Source organism: Pseudomonas sp. No.117 (genome assembly GCF_054558395.1).
Window position 1 is genome coordinate 37,436 of sequence record NZ_BAAJNP010000002.1, and the last position, 20,278, is coordinate 57,713.

18 protein-coding genes and 3 tRNA genes are annotated in these 20,278 nt (G+C 66.9%); 1 reads left to right on the top strand and 20 read right to left on the bottom strand.

From position 1 onward, the window contains the following. The first annotated feature begins 102 nt into the window (after positions 1 to 102). Positions 103 to 1,566: a D-alanyl-D-alanine carboxypeptidase/D-alanyl-D-alanine endopeptidase gene (gene dacB, locus ACYJP6_RS03660; protein WP_459473489.1), complete on the top strand. Its 1,464-nt coding sequence runs from the start codon at positions 103 to 105 to the stop codon at positions 1,564 to 1,566. 157 nt (positions 1,567 to 1,723) lie between these two features. On the opposite strand, the gene ACYJP6_RS03665 is transcribed toward dacB, so the two are convergent. From ACYJP6_RS03665 to astA, 20 genes are all read right to left on the bottom strand, one after another. Continuing rightward, positions 1,724 to 1,882: a DUF3309 family protein gene (locus tag ACYJP6_RS03665; RefSeq protein ID WP_145005480.1), complete on the bottom strand. Its 159-nt coding sequence runs from the start codon at positions 1,880 to 1,882 to the stop codon at positions 1,724 to 1,726. Between the two features lie 208 nt (positions 1,883 to 2,090). Next, a complete protein-coding gene (locus tag ACYJP6_RS03670; RefSeq protein WP_459473491.1) occupies positions 2,091 to 3,746 on the bottom strand; it encodes a cation acetate symporter in 1,656 nt (551 codons plus the stop codon). Continuing rightward, complete coding sequence (locus ACYJP6_RS03675) at positions 3,743 to 4,054, bottom strand: DUF485 domain-containing protein (RefSeq protein WP_459473493.1); 312 nt, start codon at positions 4,052 to 4,054, stop codon at positions 3,743 to 3,745. Before ACYJP6_RS03675 ends, ACYJP6_RS03670 begins: the two co-directional genes overlap by 4 nt. Before the next feature lie 205 nt (positions 4,055 to 4,259). Beyond that, the gene (locus ACYJP6_RS03680) at positions 4,260 to 5,162 is read right to left on the bottom strand and encodes an efflux RND transporter periplasmic adaptor subunit (RefSeq protein ID WP_459473495.1); all 903 of its coding nucleotides are present in this window, start codon (positions 5,160 to 5,162) and stop codon (positions 4,260 to 4,262) included. 27 nt (positions 5,163 to 5,189) lie between these two features. Beyond that, positions 5,190 to 5,393, bottom strand: a complete 204-nt coding sequence (locus ACYJP6_RS03685; protein ID WP_459473497.1) for a DUF1656 domain-containing protein — start codon at positions 5,391 to 5,393, stop codon at positions 5,190 to 5,192. After that, on the bottom strand, positions 5,380 to 7,383 hold the full coding sequence (locus tag ACYJP6_RS03690) for an FUSC family protein (RefSeq protein WP_459473498.1): 2,004 nt from the start codon (positions 7,381 to 7,383) through the stop codon (positions 5,380 to 5,382). The genes ACYJP6_RS03685 and ACYJP6_RS03690 overlap by 14 nt, the downstream gene beginning before the upstream one ends. 154 nt (positions 7,384 to 7,537) lie before the next feature. Then, the gene (locus ACYJP6_RS03695) at positions 7,538 to 8,536 is read right to left on the bottom strand and encodes a tRNA dihydrouridine synthase (RefSeq protein ID WP_459473500.1); all 999 of its coding nucleotides are present in this window, start codon (positions 8,534 to 8,536) and stop codon (positions 7,538 to 7,540) included. A gap of 2 nt (positions 8,537 to 8,538) precedes the next feature. Continuing rightward, the gene (locus tag ACYJP6_RS03700) at positions 8,539 to 8,979 is read right to left on the bottom strand and encodes an acyl-CoA thioesterase (RefSeq protein WP_459473501.1); all 441 of its coding nucleotides are present in this window, start codon (positions 8,977 to 8,979) and stop codon (positions 8,539 to 8,541) included. A 143-nt stretch (positions 8,980 to 9,122) separates the two neighbouring features. Beyond that, positions 9,123 to 9,199, bottom strand: a tRNA-Arg gene (locus tag ACYJP6_RS03705). A 60-nt stretch (positions 9,200 to 9,259) separates the two neighbouring features. Next, a tRNA-Arg gene (locus ACYJP6_RS03710) sits at positions 9,260 to 9,336 on the bottom strand. Positions 9,337 to 9,442: 106 nt separating this feature from the next. Continuing rightward, positions 9,443 to 9,533 (bottom strand) — tRNA-Ser (locus tag ACYJP6_RS03715). A 61-nt stretch (positions 9,534 to 9,594) separates the two neighbouring features. Further along, positions 9,595 to 9,780, bottom strand: coding sequence for a carbon storage regulator CsrA (gene csrA, locus ACYJP6_RS03720; RefSeq protein ID WP_007159101.1), 186 nt, complete (start codon positions 9,778 to 9,780; stop codon positions 9,595 to 9,597). A 156-nt stretch (positions 9,781 to 9,936) separates the two neighbouring features. Next, positions 9,937 to 11,172, bottom strand: coding sequence for an aspartate kinase (locus ACYJP6_RS03725; RefSeq protein WP_145005447.1), 1,236 nt, complete (start codon positions 11,170 to 11,172; stop codon positions 9,937 to 9,939). Between the two features lie 93 nt (positions 11,173 to 11,265). Beyond that, a complete protein-coding gene (alaS, locus tag ACYJP6_RS03730; RefSeq protein WP_459473502.1) occupies positions 11,266 to 13,890 on the bottom strand; it encodes an alanine--tRNA ligase in 2,625 nt (874 codons plus the stop codon). Between the two features lie 185 nt (positions 13,891 to 14,075). Beyond that, positions 14,076 to 15,074, bottom strand: coding sequence for a low-specificity L-threonine aldolase (gene ltaE, locus ACYJP6_RS03735; RefSeq protein ID WP_459473504.1), 999 nt, complete (start codon positions 15,072 to 15,074; stop codon positions 14,076 to 14,078). A gap of 10 nt (positions 15,075 to 15,084) precedes the next feature. Further along, positions 15,085 to 16,092 (bottom strand): succinylglutamate desuccinylase, encoded by a 1,008-nt coding sequence (gene astE, locus ACYJP6_RS03740; RefSeq protein WP_459473505.1) that lies wholly within the window; start codon positions 16,090 to 16,092, stop codon positions 15,085 to 15,087. A gap of 36 nt (positions 16,093 to 16,128) precedes the next feature. After that, entirely contained in the window at positions 16,129 to 16,425 is a 297-nt protein-coding gene (locus ACYJP6_RS03745) for a hypothetical protein (RefSeq protein WP_007159106.1), read from the bottom strand. A 14-nt stretch (positions 16,426 to 16,439) separates the two neighbouring features. Beyond that, positions 16,440 to 17,801 (bottom strand): N-succinylarginine dihydrolase, encoded by a 1,362-nt coding sequence (gene astB, locus ACYJP6_RS03750; RefSeq protein ID WP_459473507.1) that lies wholly within the window; start codon positions 17,799 to 17,801, stop codon positions 16,440 to 16,442. Then, positions 17,798 to 19,261 carry a succinylglutamate-semialdehyde dehydrogenase gene (astD, locus tag ACYJP6_RS03755; protein WP_459473509.1) on the bottom strand — a complete coding sequence of 488 codons (1,464 nt, stop codon included), beginning with the start codon at positions 19,259 to 19,261 and terminating at the stop codon, positions 17,798 to 17,800. The genes astB and astD overlap by 4 nt, the downstream gene beginning before the upstream one ends. A gap of 9 nt (positions 19,262 to 19,270) precedes the next feature. Next, entirely contained in the window at positions 19,271 to 20,278 is a 1,008-nt protein-coding gene (astA, locus tag ACYJP6_RS03760; RefSeq protein WP_459473511.1) for an arginine N-succinyltransferase, read from the bottom strand.

Here is a 20,278-nt window from a genome sequence, read left to right on the forward strand (position 1 = left end):
TGGCTCGCCACTCCCTCCTTACTGCATAATGCCCACACTCCGACGTCTATCGGCCCCTTTTCTCTTCAACTAGGCCGGTACCCTGCCAAGGTGTGTGTCCCGATGCGAAATCCCTTCCGATCTCTGGGCCTGCTGCTGAGCTGCTGCGCCCTGGGTTTTTCCCTGCCCGTCCAGGCCGATACGTCCTTCCTGCCGCCGCGGATCGACAAGGCCATGCAGACCAACAAGATCCCCGGCAGCGACCTCTCGCTGGTGATGTTGCCGCTCGACGGCCCCGGCGAGAACGACTACTACAATGCCGACGTCTCGGTGAATCCAGCCTCGACCATGAAGCTGATCACCACCTTCGCCGCGCTTGAGCTGCTCGGCCCCACCTACCAGTGGAAGACCGAGTTCTACACCGATGGCACCCTCAAGGACGGGATCCTCAACGGCAACCTGTACCTCAAGGGCGGTGGTGATCCCAAGCTGAACATGGAGCGGCTCTGGCTGCTGATGCGCGACCTGCGCGCCAACGGCGTGCTGGAGGTCACCGGCGACCTGGTGCTGGACCGCAGCCGCTTCGTGAAGCCGGACCTGCCGGCGTTCAACGACGACGGCGAAGACGAGAACAAGACCTTCCTGGTGGGGCCGGATTCGCTGCTGGTGAATCTCAAGTCGGTGCGCATGGTGGTGCGGTCGGCGGACGGTCGGGTCAGCGTGTCCATGGATCCGCCGCTGACCAACGTCAACATCGATAACCAGATGCGGGCGACCGGCAAGAGCGGCTGCCCGGCCTGGCCGGAGGTGCGCTTCAACCCGGTGCCCCAAGCCGACGGCAGCACCAGCCTGGTGGTCAGCGGCCAGCTGCCGGATGGCTGCAATGCCCAGAGCTACCTGTCGCTGCTCGATCACCCGGCCTACACCGCCGGCGCAGTGCGGGCCATCTGGCAGGAGCTGGGCGGCAGCATTAAGGGCCGGACCCGCGAAGGCAGCGTGCCGCGCAATGCCGAGGTGCTGGCGCGGGCCTTCTCCCCCGATGTGGTGGAGATCATTCGCGACATCAACAAGTACAGCAACAACACCATGGCGCAGCAGCTGTTCCTGTCGATCGGCGCGCAATTCCGCACCTCGGCGGATGCGGACGACAGCAAGGCGGCGCTGCGGGTCATCCGCTCGTGGCTGGCGCGCAAGGGCATCAATGCCAGTCACCTGATCATGGAGAACGGTTCGGGGCTGTCGCGGACCGAGCGGGTCAGTGCCCGGGAGATGGCGGAGATCCTGCGCGCTGCCTGGCAGAGTCCCTACGGCCCGGAGTTCATCTCTTCGCTGCCGCTGGCGGGCATGGACGGCACCCTGCGCAAGCGCATGAAGAACTCCCCGCTGACCGGTCAGGCGCACATGAAGACCGGCACCCTGAACAACGTGCGGGCCCTGGCCGGCTTCGTCCGGGATGCCAACGCCCGCAACTGGGTGGTGGTCGCCATTCTCAACAGCAGCCGGCCCTGGGGCGCCTCGTCGATCCTGGACGAGGTGGTGCTGGATCTCTATCTGCGCAGTCGCCAGGACGGCGCGGTGGCCAACTGACGCCCAAAACAAAACCGGAGGCTGCTCACGCAGACTCCGGTTTTGTTTACATCACTCGGCAAGGCAGGCCGTAGAGCGGACGTTACTCCGATGCACCGCTATGGGCAAGAACTTTGTCCAAGGCACCATTTCGGGGCATTTTTCACCTGCCGCAGACCTAGATCATCCCGAGCAGCAGAAGCACCAGCAGCACGACCAGGATGGCACCTACAATGCCGGACGGGCCGTAGCCCCAGCTGCGCGAATGCGGGAACACCGGAAGTCCGCCGATGAGCAGGACCAGCAGCACCAGAACTAGAATGGTCGACAGTGCCATCTCTTTTATCTCCATGAAGTCCGAGGATCGGCCGACGCCGTAACAGGAAGATACGAAGCGACGGACTTGCTTAATGGACCTGCGCGAGTGGCAGAAAAATCCCGAGCGCTGGCGCGACGCACGGATTCCCTGTCGGCAGCTTCTCGCTCACAAAGAAACGCCCGGATCGAGTGATCGATCCGGGCGTTGTCCTATCCCCGGTGGGTGATCAGTGGGCGACGGCGCCGCTGGCACCCAGGCCGGTCTGGGATCTGACGAACTGCGGGTAGAAGCGCGCCCGCTCCTCCTCGGCAGCCGCCGACTTGTCGGTGATGGAGAAGAACCAGATACCGATGAAGGCCACGGCGATGGAGAACAGCGCCGGGTATTCATAGGGGTAGATCGGCTTGGCGTGACCGAGGATGGTCACCCAGATGGTCGGGCCGAGCACCATCAGCGCCACTGCGGTGATCAGGCCGAGCCAGCCACCGATCATGGCACCCCGTGTGGTCAGGCGCTTCCAGTACATCGAGAGCAGCAGGATGGGGAAGTTGCAGCTGGCGGCGATGGAGAACGCCAGGCCCACCATGAAGGCGATGTTCTGCTTCTCGAAGAGGATCCCCAGGGCGATGGCGACGACGCCCAGCGCCACGGTGGTCATCTTGGAAACGCGGATCTCGTCTTTCTCGTTGGCATGGCCCTTCTTGATCACGCTGGCGTAGAGGTCATGGGACACCGCCGAGGCACCGGCCAGGGTCAGGCCGGCCACCACCGCCAGGATGGTGGCGAAGGCCACCGCCGAGATGAAGCCGAGGAAGATGCTGCCACCCACGGCGTTGGCGAGGTGCACCGCGGCCATGTTGTTACCACCCAGCAGGGCGCCGGCGGCGTCCTTGAAGGCCGGGTTGGTGCTGACCAGCAGGATGGCGCCGAAGCCGATGATGAAGGTCAGGATGTAGAAGTAGCCGATGAAGCCGGTGGCGTAGAACACGCTCTTACGGGCTTCCTTGGCGTCGCTGACGGTGAAGAAGCGCATCAGGATGTGCGGCAGGCCGGCGGTACCGAACATCAGCGCCAGGCCGAGGGAGAAGGCCGAGATCGGATCCTTCACCAGGCCGCCGGGGCTCATGATGGCTTCGCCCTTCGGATGCACGGCGATGGCTTCGGCGAACAGCCGGTTGAAGTCGAAGCCGACATGTTTCATCACCATGAAGGCCATGAAGCTGGCACCGGACAGCAGTAGCACCGCCTTGATGATCTGCACCCAGGTGGTGGCCAGCATGCCACCGAAGAGTACATAGAGCACCATGAGGATGCCCACCAGCACCACGGCGATGCTGTAGTCCAGGCCGAACAGCAACTGGATCAGCTTGCCGGCGCCGACCATCTGGGCGATCAGGTAGAGCGCGACCACCACCAGCGAACCGCAGGCGGACAGGGTCCGGATGTCCTTCTGCTTGAGGCGGTAGGAGGCCACGTCGGCGAAGGTGTACTTGCCAAGGTTGCGCAGGCGCTCGGCGATGAGGAATAGGATGATCGGCCAGCCTACCAGGAAGCCGATGGAGTAGATCAGGCCGTCGTAGCCCGAGGTGAACACCAGCGCGGAGATCCCCAGGAAGGAAGCGGCCGACATGTAGTCACCGGCGATCGCCAGGCCGTTCTGGAAGCCGGTGATGCGACCGCCCGCGGCGTAGTAGTCCGCCGCCGAACGGTTGCGCTTGGACGCCCAGTAGGTGATGCCCAGGGTGGCCCCGACGAAGGCCACGAACATGAGGATGGCGTGGAGGTTCAGCGGCTGGCGCTGCACCGCGCCGCTGATGGCATCGGCCGCCCACAGGGCGGGCGACAGCGCGAACAGACCGCTGGCTAGGAGTAGACGTCTCATGACTGCACCTCCCGGAGGATTTCCCCGTTGAGCCGATCGAACTCGCCATTGGCCCGGCGCACGTAGATGCCGGTCAGGACGAAGGCGGAGAGGATCAGGCCGACGCCCAGTGGAATGCCCCAGGTCATGGCGGTTTCCGCATGGATGCGGGTACCGAGGACCTTGGGAGCGAAGGCGATCAGGAGGATGAAGGCGGAATAGAGTCCGAGCATGATGGCCGAGAGCGTCCAGGCGAATCGCTCGCGCTTGGCCACCAGTTCTTTGAAACGCGGACTGGCTTCAATCCGCCGGTAGGTGCTGTCATTCATTATTGTTGTTCCTTACAGCATGACGGGAGCGTCGAGTCCTACTCTAGGCCCGCCCCACAAGGCTTCCAGACGACTTTAGTCGTACTGAAAAGCACCGCTGGCCAGCACGCGCCGGGTAATACCCGTGCGGCGGTCGCGGCCATCCCTGGCGAACGCCGCTCCCGCCCGCGCTCGCCATCCCGGGCCAGCGCTCTATCCGGCGGCTTCAGTAGTCCCAGAGCCGCCGCCAGCCTTGCAGCGGATGGTGCCCTTCGCCGTCGAGGACCGACACGCTGGCGGTCATGCCGGCGCTGAGGTGGATCTGCGCCGGTACGTCCAGCAGCTCGATGCGCACCGGGATGCGCTGCGCCAGCCGCACCCAGTTGAAGGTGGGCTCGACGTTGGCCAGCAGTTGCGCATCGTTGGCCGCGTTGCGGTCGGTGATGCCGCTGCTGATGCTGGCTACCCGACCCTGCAGCGGCGCGGCATGGTTCATCAGCCGGACGCGGACCGCATCGCCCGGGTGGATGTGCGGGATCTTGGTTTCCTCGAAGTAGGCCATCACGTAGAAGGAGCGGGTATCCACCAGCGCCATCACCGCCTGCCCGGTCTGCACATAGTTGCCCTCGGCGAACCTCAGGTTGGTGATCCGCCCTTCCCGGGGCGCCAGGACCCGACTGCGGTCTAGGTTGATCTGGGCGAGGTTCACATCGCTCTGGGCTTCCTGGTACTGGCTGCGGGCGATGGCGACATTGACGTCGGCGGTCTCCCGATCCTCGGCGCTGATGGCGCTGGTGCCCAGTCGCTGCCGCCGGGCGGCCTCGCTCTCGCGCAGGCGCAGCTGCTGCTGGCGGGTGGCGGCGACCGCCTTGGCATGATCCAGGTTGGCCTGGTAGCGCTGCTGGTCGATCTGCAGCAGCAGGTCACCCGGCTTCACCAGCTGGTTGTCGCCCACCGCCAGGCGGGTCACCCAGCCGGACACATCGGGCGCTACCACCACCACGTCCGCGCGGACCCGCGCATCGCGTGTCCAGGGGGTGTAGAGATAGAAGTGCCACAGCCAGCTGCCGGCCAGTATCGCCAGCACTACCACGATCAGGGTGATCGCCACACGCAGGGTCTTGTGCATCGCCTTGTCGATCCTCTTGTCAGGGACTCAGGTGGCCAGGACGGCGACGATGCCGGCCAGCCAGAGCACGAACAGCGCGCAGCCGAACAGGGCGCTGTGCCAGAGGTAGCGGCCGAGGCCGACCCGCTGCAGCAGCCACAGCGACAGTGCCGAGAGCACCAGCGCCAGCACACCGTAGACGAACAGCGGCCCGAGGTAGACCCCGCCGATGGCCCATTCATGCAGATTCATCCGCGCCCTCCTCCGCTACCGCCTTCAGACAACAGCTGCGCCAGGTCTGCTGGAGCTGGCCGATGGCCCCGCGCGCGAGCCGATGCGGCTCATCGTCCGGCGCCTGGTCGAGCGCCTCGCGCAGGCGGCGTGCAGGCGCCACCAACGCAGCGGGATGCAAATCGCCGAAGCCCACCGCCAGCGCTTCGGCGAAGCGCGCCAGAAAGGCATCCCGCGCCCGAGCCACCTCGCCGTCGGCACCGGCCAGGCAGGCGCGCAGATGCAGCAGTTCGTTACCCAGGTCGAGGGCCAGCAGACCTTGCTCCCACCGGCCGCGCTCCGCGACCGAGAGTTGCTCGATATGGCGCGCCAGCAGCAGCAGCCGATCCGCCATGCGGCCACCGAACCAGGTCTCGGCATTGGCCAGGGGTACCGTGGTCAGCCGCTGCAGGTCATAGGTGGTGGCCTCGAGAATGCGGCGACTGGTGCGCCGCGGGGTGCGCAGGTTGATCAGGCGGAACATCAGCACGGCGAAGCCCACGCCGATCAGCAGGCTCTGCAACTGGTTGAGCAAGGCTGCCATGTCGACGTGACCCTGGTTGCTCGGCGAGACCAGCACCAGCAGGTGGATGGCAAAGGCGGTCGCCGTCCCCACCACTGCGGGCGGCCCGGCCATGCCCAAGGCGGCGAAGAACAGTGGCACGCCGAGCACCAGGCAGAGCAGTGGATAGCCGCTGATCTGCGGCAACAGCACCTGGCTGACGAGGATGGCGACCGGCGCCGCATAGAGGATGCCGCGCAGGAAACCGAGGCCGATGGTGACGGCGTTGTCGCGGTTGGCGAACAGGCTGCAGATCACCCCGGCCATGAGCATGGCGCCGGGCGCCGAAGGCCAGGCGCTGGCCAGCCAGAACACTCCGACGCCGAGCAGCGCGCAGGCACTGCGCAGGCCATAGAGCAGCGCCGTCTGCAGGTCGCGGTGGCGCGCCAGCGCCGAGGGCGCCACGGCGCTGAGCTGCGCGGTATGGACGCTATCCAGGGCGCGGCCGGCGAGCAGGATCTTGTCCAGCAGGATGGCAAAGCGAGCGAGCAGGTAGCGCTGGTCGTTGTCGAGCGACGGCGAGGTGCCGGCAGCCGCCCGCAGACGCTGCAGGAGGCCTTCCAGGGCTGGGGCCTGGGGGTCGGCCAGGGTCGCGACCAGTTCGTCGCGCCAGGGCTGCAGCGCGGCGCGCCGCGGCTCGTCCAGACCCCGCCACTGGCGCATGGCGCCCCGGGCGGTACGCAACAGGCTGAGCAGGTCACGGGAGAGCAGGCGCAGCGCCCGGGCGCGCTGGCGCCCGCGCTGCCCTTCGAACCAGGTGTGGTCGCGCTGGGCATCCACGGCCACCACCTGGCCGAGCACGGCCAGCAGGCCCTGGGTCGCCTCCTGTGCCCCGGCCAGCTCCGCGCGGGCAGCGGCCACCCCCTGCTCCCAGGTCCGCCGGGCCTGAAGCGCCAGGGTCTGCTCCACCCGCTGCGGCCAGACCAGGGCGCTGACGGCGGAGGCCACCACGATGCCCAGGCAAATCTCGGTACAGCGGGCGACGGCCTGGTCGAACACCGTCAGTGGATGGGCAATGGCCGGCAGGCCGATGATGGCGACGGTATAACCGGCCAGGACGAAGCCATAGGCAAAGTGATTGCGCAGCAGGGTCGAGGCGGCCGTGCACAGCGCCATCCAGGTGGCCAGGGCCAGCAGGAACAGCCAGGGGGTCTGGGCGAAGAAGCCCATGAGCACCACTGCCATGCAGGTCCCGACGAGGGTACCGAGCAGGCGGAACAGCCCCTTGGCCACCACCATGCCGGAGAGCGGCTGGGAGACGATCATCACCGTCATGCAGGCCCAGACCGGTTGTTCCAGGCTGAACCTGAACGCCAGCCAGAGCGCCAGGCCCGCGGCGAACAGGGTCTTGCCGGCGAAGATAAGGGCCGCGGGCGAGGGTGCGAGGAAAACCGTCCAGGGTAGACGCACGGGGGCTCTGGAAATGGCAGGGATGCAGCATAGGCCGCACTGCGCCGGCTAAGTTCCAGCCCGGGCGCCAGACGAAAAAAAGGCGACCCTGAGTCGCCTGAAGTGCCTTGCGTGCGCGCGATGACGACGCTCCGCCGTCACCACCCTTCGCAGCCTAGCCGGATTGGCGTAGCGGCTCTTGATCCAGATCAAGCTTCGCCGGGGTTGGGCCGGCCAGGCCGAGCAGGCGGTCGATCAGCGCGCAATCGGATTCGCGCCGCACCTCGGCGAACAGGGCTGCGGCCTCGGGGTAGCTGCGGGTCAGCATGCCGAGCCATTGCTTGAGGCGTCCGGGGGCGTAGCGCGGCGCCAGCTTGCGCTGCGCCATCAGCCAGAAGCGCTGCACCCGCGGCAGGATCTCGGCCCAGCTCTGCGCCGTGGTCTCTTCACCGCGCACCGCAGTGGCAATCTGCAGCGCCAGGTCCGGTCGCGAGACCAGGCCGCGCCCCAGCATCACCGAGGCCTGGCCGCTGACGCTGCGGCAGCGCCAGTAGTCGTCCAGGGTCCAGATCTCGCCATTGGCCAGCACTGGCACGGACACCCGGTCCGCGACCCGCGCCACCCACTCCCAGTGCGCCGGCGGCTTGTAGCCCTCGACCTTGGTCCGCGCATGGACCACCAACTGAGCGGCGCCGCCCTCGGCCAGCGCCTCGGCGCAGGCCAGGGCGGCATTCGGGCTGTCGTAGCCCAGACGCATCTTGGCGGTCACCGGAATATGCGCTGGCACGGCCTGGCGCACGCTCTCGACGATGCGATTGAGCAGTTCCGGCTCCTTGAGCAGCACCGCCCCGCCGCGGGACTTGTTGACGGTCTTAGCCGGGCAGCCGAAGTTGAGGTCGATCACCGGCGCACCCAGGGTGCAGGCGAAGGCCGCGTTGTCGGCCAGGCAGGCCGGATCCGAGCCCAGCAGCTGCACCCGCATGGGCGTACCGGACGGCGTCCGTGCGCCCTGCCCCAGCTCCGGCGCCAGCTTGGCGAAGGCGGCGGCGGGCAACAGGCGGTCACAGACGCGGATGAATTCGCTCACGCACCAGTCGAGGCCACCGACTTCCGTCAGCAGCTCGCGCAGGATGTCGTCGACGAGGCCTTCCATGGGCGCCAGGGCGATTTCCATGCTCAGACGTCCTCGCCGGGCAGTGCCTGGCCGTAGCCGGCGAGGAACTCGGGCGGCATGCGCCTGGGCTTGCCGGAGGATAGCTCGATGCAGACGAAGGTCGTGCGGGCGCGCAACAGCGTCACGCCATCGGCGGGACGCTGCAGCTGGAATTGCCGGGTCATGCGCAGGCGGCGATCCCAGTCCACCAGCCAGGTGCCCAGCACCAGCTCGTCGTCCTGGTAGCCACTGCTGAGGTAGTCGATCTCGTGGCGCACCACGGCCATCGCCCGATCCAGGCGCTGGAAGGTGGCCAGGTCCAGGCCCAGGGCAGCCGAATGCTGCCAGGCGCACTGCTCGAGCCAAGCCACGTAGACGGCATTGTTCGCATGGCCAAGGCCGTCGATGTGCTCGGCAGCGATGCGAAGTGGCAGGAGATGGGGAGTCGGTCTGTCCCACTGCATGATGCGACCCTCTCGCGGGCGATATCGGAAAAACCAGCGACCGGGTCGGAGGTGACCTCGGCAAACCCGGCGACCGCGGATACTGGCACGAATCCGCGGGCAATAAAAAAGGGCCTGCATCGCTGCAGGCCCTTCTTCATGTTTGGCGCACTCGGGAGGATTCGAACCTCCGACCGCTCGGTTCGTAGCCGAGTACTCTATCCAGCTGAGCTACGAGTGCGTTTCGGTGCGTTTAGCCAGAACACCGCTGGTACTGCTGAAGCCACAGGCTTCGTCGATTTGGCGCACTCGGGAGGATTCGAACCTCCGACCGCTCGGTTCGTAGCCGAGTACTCTATCCAGCTGAGCTACGAGTGCGTTGAAGCTGCGTATTCTAGCTTCCGTTTCTGACGTGTCAAGCAAATTTGCTTGTTTATCAGGTACTTACCTTCAGGTCAGTACAGCGGAGCCAGTTTGAAGCAAATGGCGGTGAGGGAGGGATTCGAACCCTCGACACCCTTTTGAGGTGTACTCCCTTAGCAGGGGAGCGCCTTCGGCCACTCGGCCACCTCACCGCAACGGGGCGAAACTATATCGAAGCTTTGCCCGTTTGCAAAGAGAAAAATTCAAAAAAAATCAGTGGTTTGGTTCTTGGTCCTTTTCCTTCTGGATGCGCTGGTAGATTTCCTCGCGATGAACCGCGACTTCCTTGGGTGCATTGACGCCGATGCGGACCTGGTTGCCCTTGACTCCCAGTACCGTCACGGTGACTTCGTCACCCACCATCAGGGTCTCACCAACCCGACGAGTCAAAATAAGCATTCCATTCTCCTTAAGCGTTGAACCCAGTCTGCACGAAAAACCCGAAACGATCCCTGAATGGACCTTCTAGTCGCTATTGACCTCTGTCCATGCAAGTAAAGTTCCGCAGACCGGGGCGATAGATGAGGTCCCTGTGGCAGGGACCTCGTTACCCGGTCACTCGGCGCCGCGTGCGGGGGCGTCGAGCTCGAAGGCGGTGTGCAGCGCACGGACGGCCAGTTCGAGGTATTTCTCCTCGATGACCACCGATACCTTGATCTCGGAGGTGGAGATCATCTGGATGTTGATGCTCTCCTTGGCCAGGGCCTCGAACATCTGGCTGGCCACGCCGGCATGGGATCTCATGCCGACGCCGACGATGGAGACCTTGGCGATCTTGGTGTCGCCCACGGACTCGCGGGCGCCGATCTCGACGCCCGTGCGCTTGAGGATCTCCAGGGCGCTCTGGTAGTCGTTGCGGTGCACGGTGAAGGTGAAGTCGGTGGTGTTATCGTGCGCCACGTTCTGCACGATCATGTCGACTTCGATGTTGGCCGCGCTGATCGGGCCGAGGATCTTGAAGGCCACGCCGGGAGTGTCCGGCACACCGCGAATGGTCAGCTTGGCTTCGTCACGGTTGAAGGCGATGCCGGAAATGATCGGCTGTTCCATGGATTCCTCTTCATCAAGGGTAATGAGGGTACCTGGACCCTCCTGAAAACTGTGCAGCACGCGCAGCGGCACGTTGTACTTGCCGGCGAATTCCACCGAACGGATCTGCAGCACCTTGGAGCCGAGGCTGGCCATTTCCAGCATCTCCTCGAAGGTGATCTTGTCCAGGCGCTGGGCCTGGGGCACCACGCGCGGGTCGGTGGTGTAGACGCCGTCGACGTCGGTGTAGATCTGGCATTCATCGGCCTTCAGCGCGGCCGCCAGGGCCACGCCGGTGGTGTCGGAGCCACCGCGACCCAGGGTGGTGATGTTGCCCTGCTCGTCGACGCCCTGGAAGCCGGCCACGACCACCACCTTGCGCGCCTTGAGGTCGGCGCGGATACGGGCGTCGTCGATCTGCTGGATGCGCGCCTTGGTGTGGGCGCTGTCGGTGAGGATGCGCACCTGGCTGCCGGTGTAGGACACCGCCTGGACGCCCCGCTTGAGCAGCGCCATGGCCAGCAGGCCGATGGTGACCTGCTCGCCGGTGGAAACCATGACGTCCAGCTCGCGCGGATCGGGTTGCTCCATGATCTGTTTGGCGAGACCTATCAGGCGATTGGTCTCGCCGCTCATGGCCGACACCACCACCACGATCTGGTCACCCGCCTCATGGAAGCGTTTCACCTTCTCGGCGACCTGCTCGATACGCTCCACCGTACCCACCGAGGTCCCGCCGAATTTCTGTACGATCAATGCCATTGCTTGCTGCCCGTCCGCAGAAAAATCTGATTCATGTTGTTGGATGAGAGCGCGGGCCGCCCTCCCCGGCGACCCGCACCCGCCCTGGAGGCGCTAGAGGCTTTCCTCGGCATATCGACCTGCACAGGCCAGGGCCGCCTCGAGCTGGCTGGCATCGGTGCCGCCGCCCTGGGCCATGTCCGGGCGACCGCCGCCCTTGCCACCGACCACGGCCGCGGCGCGCTTCATCAGCTCACCGGCCTTGAGCTTGGCGGTCAGGTCGGCGGTGACGCCGGCCACCAGCACCACCTTGCCCTCGGCTTCGCCGCCCAGCAGGATCATGCCACTGCCCAGCTTGTTCTTGAGCTGGTCGACCAGGGCCAGCAGCGCCTTGCCGTCGAGGCCATCGAGACGCGCGGTGAGGACCTTGGCCCCCTTGACGTCCAGCGCCTGGTTGACCAGGTCACCGGCCGAGGCGCTGGCTGCCTTGGCCTTGAGCTGCTCGATTTCCTTTTCCAGCTGGCGATTGCGCTCGACCAGCGCGGCCAGCTTATCCAGCACGTTGTCGCGGCTGCCCTTGAGCAGGCTGGCGGCTTCGCGCAGTTGCTCCTCGGCGCCGTTCAGGTAGGCCAGGGCCGCGGTACCGGTGATGGCTTCCACCCGGCGTACGCCGGAGGCCACGCCGCCTTCGCTGACCAGCTTGAGCAGGCCGATGTCGCCGGTCTGGGCCACGTGGGTACCGCCGCACAGCTCGACGGAGAATTCACCGCCCATGCCAACCACGCGCACCACGTCGCCGTACTTCTCGCCGAACAGCGCCATGGCGCCGCGCGCCTTGGCCTCGTCGATGGCCATGACCTCGGTGGTCACCGCGCTGTTCTTGCGGATCTCTTCGTTGACGATGGCTTCGATGCGCTTGAGCTCCTCGGGCTTGATGGCCTCGAAGTGGCTGAAGTCGAATCTCAGGCGCTGGTCGTTGACCAGGGAGCCCTTCTGGTGGACGTGGTCGCCCAGCACCTGGCGCAGCGCGGCGTGCAGCAGGTGGGTACCGGAGTGGTTCAGGGCGATGCCCTGGCGGCGGCCGGCGTCGACCTGGGCCATGAGCGCGGTGCCGACGTTGAGGCTGCCCTTGGTCACCACGCCGTGGTGCAGGAAGGCGCCCTGGGTCTTGGTAGTGTCGCGCACGGCGAAGCTCACGCCGGCGCTCTCCAGGGTGCCGGTATCGCCAACCTGGCCACCGGATTCACCGTAGAACGGCGTCTGGTCGAGGATGACCACGCCCTCCTCGCCTTCGGCCAGGCGGTCCACCGGCTGGCCGGCGCGGTACAGGGCGACGATGGTGCCCGAGGCGCTGGTGGTGTCGTAGCCGAGGAAGCGGGTCTCGCCCTCGACCTTGACCAGGCTGTTGTAGTCGACGCCGAAGGCGCTGGCGGAACGGGCGCGCTCGCGCTGGGCTTCCATCTCGCGCTCGAAGCCTTCCTCGTCGAGATTCAAGTTGCGCTCGCGGGCGATGTCGTTGGTCAGGTCGACCGGGAAGCCGTAGGTGTCATAGAGCTTGAACACCACGTCACCGGGAATGGTGTCGCCCTGCAGCTGCGCCAGATCCTGCTCGAGGATCTTCAGGCCCTGCTCCAGGGTCTTGGCGAACTGCTCTTCCTCGGTGCGCAGCACGCGCTCGATGTGGGCCTGCTGCTGGAACAGCTCGGGATAGGCCTGGCCCATCTCGGCCACCAGGGCGGCGACGATCTTGTGGAAGAAGGTGCCCTTGGCGCCCAGCTTGTTGCCGTGGCGGCAGGCGCGGCGAATGATGCGGCGCAGCACGTAGCCACGGCCTTCGTTGGACGGCAGCACGCCATCGGCGATCAGGAAGCTGCAGGAGCGGATGTGGTCGGCCACCACCTTGAGCGACGGGGCGTCGTCGTTGGCGCAACCGATGGCCTCGGCGGAGGCCGCCAGCAACTGCTGGAACAGGTCGATCTCATAGTTGGAATGCACGTGCTGCAGCACCGCACTCACCCGCTCCAGGCCCATGCCAGTGTCGACGCTGGGCGCCGGCAGCGGATGCAGGACGCCATCGGCGGTGCGGTTGAACTGCATGAAGACGTTGTTCCAGATCTCGATGTAGCGATCGCCGTCTTCTTCCGGCGAGCCGGGCGGGCCGCCCCAGATCTCGGGACCGTGGTCGAAGAAGATCTCGGTGCAGGGGCCGCAGGGACCGGTGTCGCCCATGGTCCAGAAATTGTCCGAGGCATAGGGCGCGCCCTTGTTGTCGCCGATGCGCACCATCTGCGCCTCGGGCACCCCGACTTCCTTGGTCCAGATGTCGTAGGCCTCGTCATCGGTGGCGTAGACGGTGACCCAGAGCTTTTCCCGCGGCAGCCCCAGCCACTGGGGCGAGGTGAGGAATTCCCAGGCGAAGTGGATGGCATCGCGCTTGAAATAGTCGCCGAAGCTGAAGTTGCCCAGCATCTCGAAGAAGGTGTGGTGACGCGCCGTGTAGCCGACGTTCTCCAGGTCGTTGTGCTTGCCGCCGGCGCGGACGCACTTCTGGCTGGTGGCGGCGCGGGTGTAGCTGCGCTTTTCCATGCCGAGGAAGCAGTCCTTGAACTGGTTCATCCCGGCGTTGGTGAACAACAGGGTGGGGTCGTTCGCGGGGATCAGCGAACTGGAGGCGACCCGGGTGTGCCCCTTCTCTTCGAAGAAGCGGAGGAAGGCTTCACGGATTTCGGCGCTTTTCATATTCATTCCAGACAATGGGCTTTTCGACGCGCGTGACGGGCATCCGACTGGATCGCAGACGAGACGAACGGAGCGGGCGCCGCAGACGCGGCACGTGCGGAAAACGGACACGCATGATCGGGAGTATATCGACGCCCGCGCCCGGATGTCGCCCGGTTGCGACGGAAAAAACGCCGCCAGCGAGCCTAGCGGCGGCGGTAGGCGGCGAAAGCGGCGATCACGGCGTCGATATCGGCGGCGCGTACGTCCAGATGGGTGACCAGGCGCAGGCGGGGCGCCGGACTGATGCGGATACCGTGCCCGGCCAGGAAGGCCTGCAGGGCGGGGGCTTCGTCGCCCATGGCGAGATAGACCATGTTGGTCTGCACCGGCTCCACCCGGTAGCCGAGTTCGGCCAGGGCGCTGGCCAGCTGGGCGGCATGGCGATGATCGTCGGTGAGGCGCTCGACCTGGTGATCGAGAGCGTGGAGCCCGGCCGCCGCCAGCATGCCGGCCTGGCGCATGCCGCCACCCACGACCTTGCGCCAGCGACGCGCCTTGGCGATGAGCGCGGCATCGCCACAGAGCACCGAGCCGACCGGGGCGCCGAGGCCCTTGGACAGGCAGACCGACACCGAATCGAAATGCTGGCTGATCTCGCGCACCGGCACGCCCAGCTTCACCGCGGCGTTGTACAGCCGCGCGCCATCCAGGTGCAGGGCCAGGCCGTGCTCCCGGGTGAAGGCCCGTGCCGCGGCGAGATAGCTCAGCGGCAGCACCTTGCCGTGCATGGTGTTTTCCAACGCCAGCAGGCGGGTGCGGGCGAAGTGGAAATCATCGGCCTTGATGTAGCTGCGTACCCGCTCGAGATCCAGGCTGCCATCGGCCTCCATCTCGATGGGCTGCGGCTGGATCGAGCCGAGCACCGCGGCACCGCCGCCCTCGTATTTGTAGGTGTGGGCCTGTTGGCCGACCAGGTATTCGTCGCCCCGCTCGCAGTGGGCCAGCAGGCCGAGCAGGTTGCTCATGGTGCCACTGGGCACGAAGAGCCCGGCCGTCAGGCCGAGATCCTTGGCGAGCCGCTGCTCCAACCGGGTGACGGTTGGGTCCTCGCCATAGACGTCGTCGCCCAGCTCGGCGTCCAGCATGGCCTGGCGCATGGCCGGGGTGGGCTGGGTGACGGTATCGCTGCGCAGATCGATCATGTCACTGCTCCTAGGCCGGGATGACGATGAGCCCGGCCCGCAGGCCGACGGCGACCTTGGGATTGGGGAAGATGATGCGCGCCTCGGCTTCGTCGACGATCCAGCGCTCGCTGCCGTCCTCGGCCAGCAGCGATCCCTGGCGCAGTGGCGCGAAGTTGGCCACGTCGTCGGCCAGGTGCAGCTGGAAGCGCGGGCTGGACTTGTAGACCTGGCGCGCCACGCGGAATCTCAGCAGCGACGAATCCGACGGCGGCAGCTCGGCTTCGCGGCCTTCGATCAGGGCTTCGAGCAGCAGCCGCAGGCGGCTCAGGTCCAGTTCACTGTTCTCGCCGAAGGGGCGTGCCTGGCCCAGCTCCAGGGTCAGGGCCTCGGCCTGGCACTCGGCATAGGTGTAGGCGCTGAAGGTGATGCCCGGCTTGTCGTAGAGCAGCACGGCTTCGATCCCGGCGGCCTCGAGGCGCTGCAGCTCAGCTTCCGAATGCTCGCGGCCGGCGCTCCAGGGATAGAGCGCGAAACGCGGCAGCGCCGAGGCGCGCAGCGCGGTGTGCAGGTCGTAGTGCAGGCGTGCCCGGTCGGGCTTGCTGAAGAACTGCGCCGACAGCCGCTCGAGATCGTTGGCGCGTTGCGCCTCGGATCCTTCGGCCTGGGCATGGCGACCATTGAACAGCCGATTCAGGTCCTGCTCGACGTAGCGGGTGCCGCGCCGCATGGCATCGGGATTGCCGAACATGAACAGCAGCCGGCAGGCAGGGCGCAGGGCGCCACTGGCGATGCCGCCGAGCAGTTCGTCGAGCAGCTCCATGGGCGCCGTCTCGTTGCCATGGATGCCCGCCGACAGCAGCAGATCCAGGCGATTGTCGCGCGCCACCGGCGGCGTGACTTCCAGCACCCCTTCGGTCAGCCAGTGGAGACGGGTGCCGTCGGCGGTCAATTGAATCTTCTCGGTCGGCTCGCGGCCGGCCAGGGTCAGGTCCAGCAGGCGGCCAAGCGCCAACCGATAACGTTCAGATGCAGCCATGCTCTACTCCGCTGAGCGACGTGTCGCGCTAGATACTCAATGATCGTGGCCGCAACCGCAATCGGCGTCATGCACATGATTCTCATCGCCGTCGTCGGCGAAGGTCTCCAGGGCGATGGACAGGCCCAGGGCATTCAGCGCCTGGGGCCGCAATACCAGCACCGGCGTCTGCTCTTCGTCGTCCTGGGAGTCGGCGAAGATATTCAGGCCGCCGGCACCGTCGGCTTCCAGCCAGAGGTCGCGGCCGGCCAGGCGAATGGCCAGGCGCTGGACTTGCAGTGTCTGCTGCTCGTCGGCGGTGGGTTCGAGGATGAGGTCTAGGCGGTTGCTCATGGGGGCTCCGGACGTCAGGGCAATTGAAAGGGATAGACCGAGCCGAGGCCCAGCAACTGGGTCAGCTCGTCGAGTGCGGTGCGGACTTCGCCCAGCAACTGGGGATCGGCCAGGTCGGCGGGCTCCAGGCGGTCGCGGTAGTGGCGATCCACCCAGCCGAGCAGTTGGGCGTGCAGCCCCGGGGTGAAACGCACGCCGGGATTCACCGCTGCCAGTTCCTCGGGCTTGAGGGCCACGCGCAGGCGCAGACAGGCGGGTCCGCCACCGTTCTGCATGCTTTGCTTGAGATCGAAGACCTTGACCTCGCCCAGCGGGCCCGCCCCGCCAACCTGGGCCTGCAGGTAGTCCCAGACCGCGGCGTTCTGCCGGCATTCGTCGGGCACCACCAGCAGCGCGCCCTGGCCTGGCCGGTCCAGCAGCTGGCTGTTGAACAGGTAGGAACGCACGGCGTCGCCGACGCTGATCTCGCTGCGGCGCACGCAGAGTCGTTGCAGCTGGCCACCCTGCCGGGCGAGCTTGGCCTGCAGTTCGTCGAGCACCCGCTCGCTGTCGAGGAAGGCATCCTCGTGGTGGAACAGCACCTGGGCATTGCCCACCGAGATGACGTCGTTGTGGAAGACCCCCTGGTCCACCACCGCCGGATTCTGCTGGGCGAAGACCACGCCCTCCTCGCTCAGCCCGTGCAGCCGGGCGATGGCCTGGGAGGCTTCCAGGGTCTGCCGCGCCGGGTAGCGATGGGGTTCGGGATAGCGCGGATCGAAGGCGCTGCGGCCGAAGACGAAGAACTCCACGCCCGGGGCGCCATGGTCGTGGCTGAAGCGGGTGTGATTGGCCGCGCCCTCGTCGCCGAACTGGGCCACCGAGGGCAGCGGCGCGTGATGCTGGAAGTGCGCCGGATCGCGAAACATCGCCTGGAGGATGCGCGCCGTGGTGCTGGGTTCGAGGCTGCGGTGGAATTTGCAGGCCAGGTTGGCCGGGGTGAAGTGCACCCGACCGTCACGGGTGTCGGCGCTGGGGCTGACGGTGGCGGCGTTGGCCGTCCACATGGCCGAGGCGGAACTGGCCGACAGCAGCAGCGGCAAAGCCTCGCGGGCGGCGCTTTCCAGCACCTGGGCATCGCTGCCGGCGAAACCCAGGCGCCGCAGCGAGGCGATGTCGGGTCGCTCATGGGGCGCCAGTACGCCCTGCTCGAAGCCCAGCTCCATCAGCGCCTGCATCTTGGCCAGGCCTTGACGCGCCGCCTCGCGCGGATTGGACCGCTGCTGCTTGCTGGCCTGGGACGCCACGTTGCCATAGGACAGCCCGGCGTAGTTATGGGTCGGACCGACCAGGCCATCGAAATTGACCTCCCGCGCAACGGGGGCGAGGTGACTCATAGCGGTAGTCCTGGAGGCAATTGGGTGGGCAGGGTCAGGGCGTCGCTTTCCAGCGACGCGACGGGGAAGGCGCAGTAGTCGGCGGCATAGTAGGCGCTGGGACGATGGTTGCCCGAGGCCCCGACACCGCCGAAAGGCGCCGCACTGGCGGCGCCGGTGAGGGGACGGTTCCAGTTGACGATGCCGGCGCGCACGCCCAGCCAGAAGCTTTCGTAGGTGGCCGGATCGTCGGCCAGCAGTCCGGCGGCCAGGCCGAAGCGGGTGGCATTGGCCAGGCTCAGGGCCTCGGCGAAGTCACCATAGCGCTGGACCTGCAACAGCGGGCCGAAGACCTCTTCGTCCGGCAGCTCGGCGATCGCCGACACGTCGAGGATTCCCGGCGTGAGCAGTGCCCGCTCCGCTTCCGGTTGCCGCATCTCCAGCAGCGCCCGACCGCCCAGCGCCAGGCGCTGGGCCTGGGTCTGCAACAGGGCCTTGGCGGTCGCCAGGGAGATGACGGTGCCCATGAAGGGTGCCGGCTCGGCGTCGAAGCGCCCGATGGTGAGGCCGGCGCTGACCGCGACCAGGCGCTCGAGCAACGCATCGCCCCAGGTGCCCTGGGGCAGGATCAGGCGGCGGGCACAGGTGCAGCGCTGCCCGGCGGAAAGGAAGGCCGACTGGACGATGGTCACCACGGCCGCCTCCAGATCGGCCACCGGCGCCACCACCAAGGGATTGTTGCCGCCCATCTCCAGGGCCAGCAGCCGCTGGGGACGCTCCGCATTGAGTCGGTGCAGCGCCGCGCCGGTGGCGCTGGAGCCGGTGAAGAGGATGCCGTCCAGGCCGGCGTGGCCCGCCAGGGCTTCACCGGTGGGCCGGCCGCCCTGGACCAGGTTGAGCACCCCGGCCGGCAGTCCGGCGGCACTCCAGCAATCCAGGGTCAGGGAGGCGAAGCGCGGGGTCAGCTCGCTGGGCTTGAACACCACCGTGTTACCGGCCAGCAACGCCGGCACGATATGGCCATTGGGCAGATGGCCGGGAAAGTTATAGGGGCCGAAGACCGCCAGCACCCCGTGCGGACGATGCCGGGTCACGCTGCGGGCGTCGCCCATGGTGGCCGTACGCGCGCCACTGCGCGCCGCCTCCGCCTGGGCGGAGATGGCCACCTTGGCGATCATGCTGCCAAGCTCGGTATCGGCTTCCCAGAGCGGCTTGCCAGTTTCCTCGGCGAGCGCCCGGGTCAGCTCGGGGCGACGCTGCTGCAGCACCTGGGCGAAGGCCTGGAGGATCTCCAGGCGCGCGGCGTGGCCGCTTCTTTCCCAGGCAGGAAAGGCCTGGCGCGCCGCGGCGATGGCGGCGTCGACGTCGCCGGCATCCGCGGCGGCGCCTTGCCAGAGCATGGCACCGTCATAGGGATCGCGCGAGGTGAAGGTCTCGCCCCGCGCGGCGCGCCACTGTCCATCGATATACAGGCTGTCCATGGGATCTCCTCAGGGCATCAGCCGCACGGCGCGCACCTGGGCGCCCGCCATCAGGCGCAGCTCGCGGGCAGTGGCCAGGTCCACCACCAGGGTGCCAGCGGCCAGGCGGGCCCGGGCGCTGGTGATGCGGCAGTCCTGGCACTTGCGGTTGTGGATCAGGTAGACCTCGGCGTCGTCGCCCGGCGTGCCCACCGCCAGCACCAGGCGCTGGCTGTCGCGGATCGCCCGCACCTTGGCGGTCTCGGCCTCCAGGGTCGGGCCGGCGTCGAAGATGTCGACGTAGCCCTGGTAGTTGAAGCCCTCAGCTTCCAGCAGCCGGCGGGCGGCCTCGGTGTCCGGGTGGACCCGGCCGATCACCTGGCGCGCCTCGGGCGTGAGGAAGCAGGTGTAGAGCGGGAAGCGCGGCATCAACTCGGCGATGAAGCCGCGGTTGCCGATGCCGGTGAGGTAGTCCGCCTGGGAGAATTCCATCTTGAAGAAATGCCGGCCCAGGCCTTCCCAGAACGGCGACTGGCCGTTGCCATCGGACATGCCGCGCAGTTCGGCGATGATGCGCTCCGCGAACAGCTCGCGGAATTCGGCGATGAACAGGAAGCGCGACTTGGACAGCAGGCGCCCGGCCGCCCCCCCCCGGCGATCGGCGCGCAGGAACAGCGAGCAGAGTTCGGAACTGCCGGTCATGTCGTTGGCGAGGAACAGCGTGGGGATCTGGCGGTGGATGTCCAGCTCGCGCGAGGCGCTCACCGTCAGCCCGACGCGGTAGTTGTACCAGGGCTCGCGCAGGCCCAGGGCGGCGGCGATGCCGGCGATGCCGATGACCTCGCCGTCGTCTTCCAGGGCGAAGAGATAATCCGCATCGGCGGGCTGGGCCTGCTGCAGGAAGCTGCGCTCGGCGTTTTCCACCCGTTGCAGCAGACGCTCTTCGCTGGCGGGCAGCGTGGTAAGACCGGCACCGGCCGCTTGCGCCAATTGCAGCAGCGCGGGCACATCGGCGCGGGTGATGGGACGGACGATCAT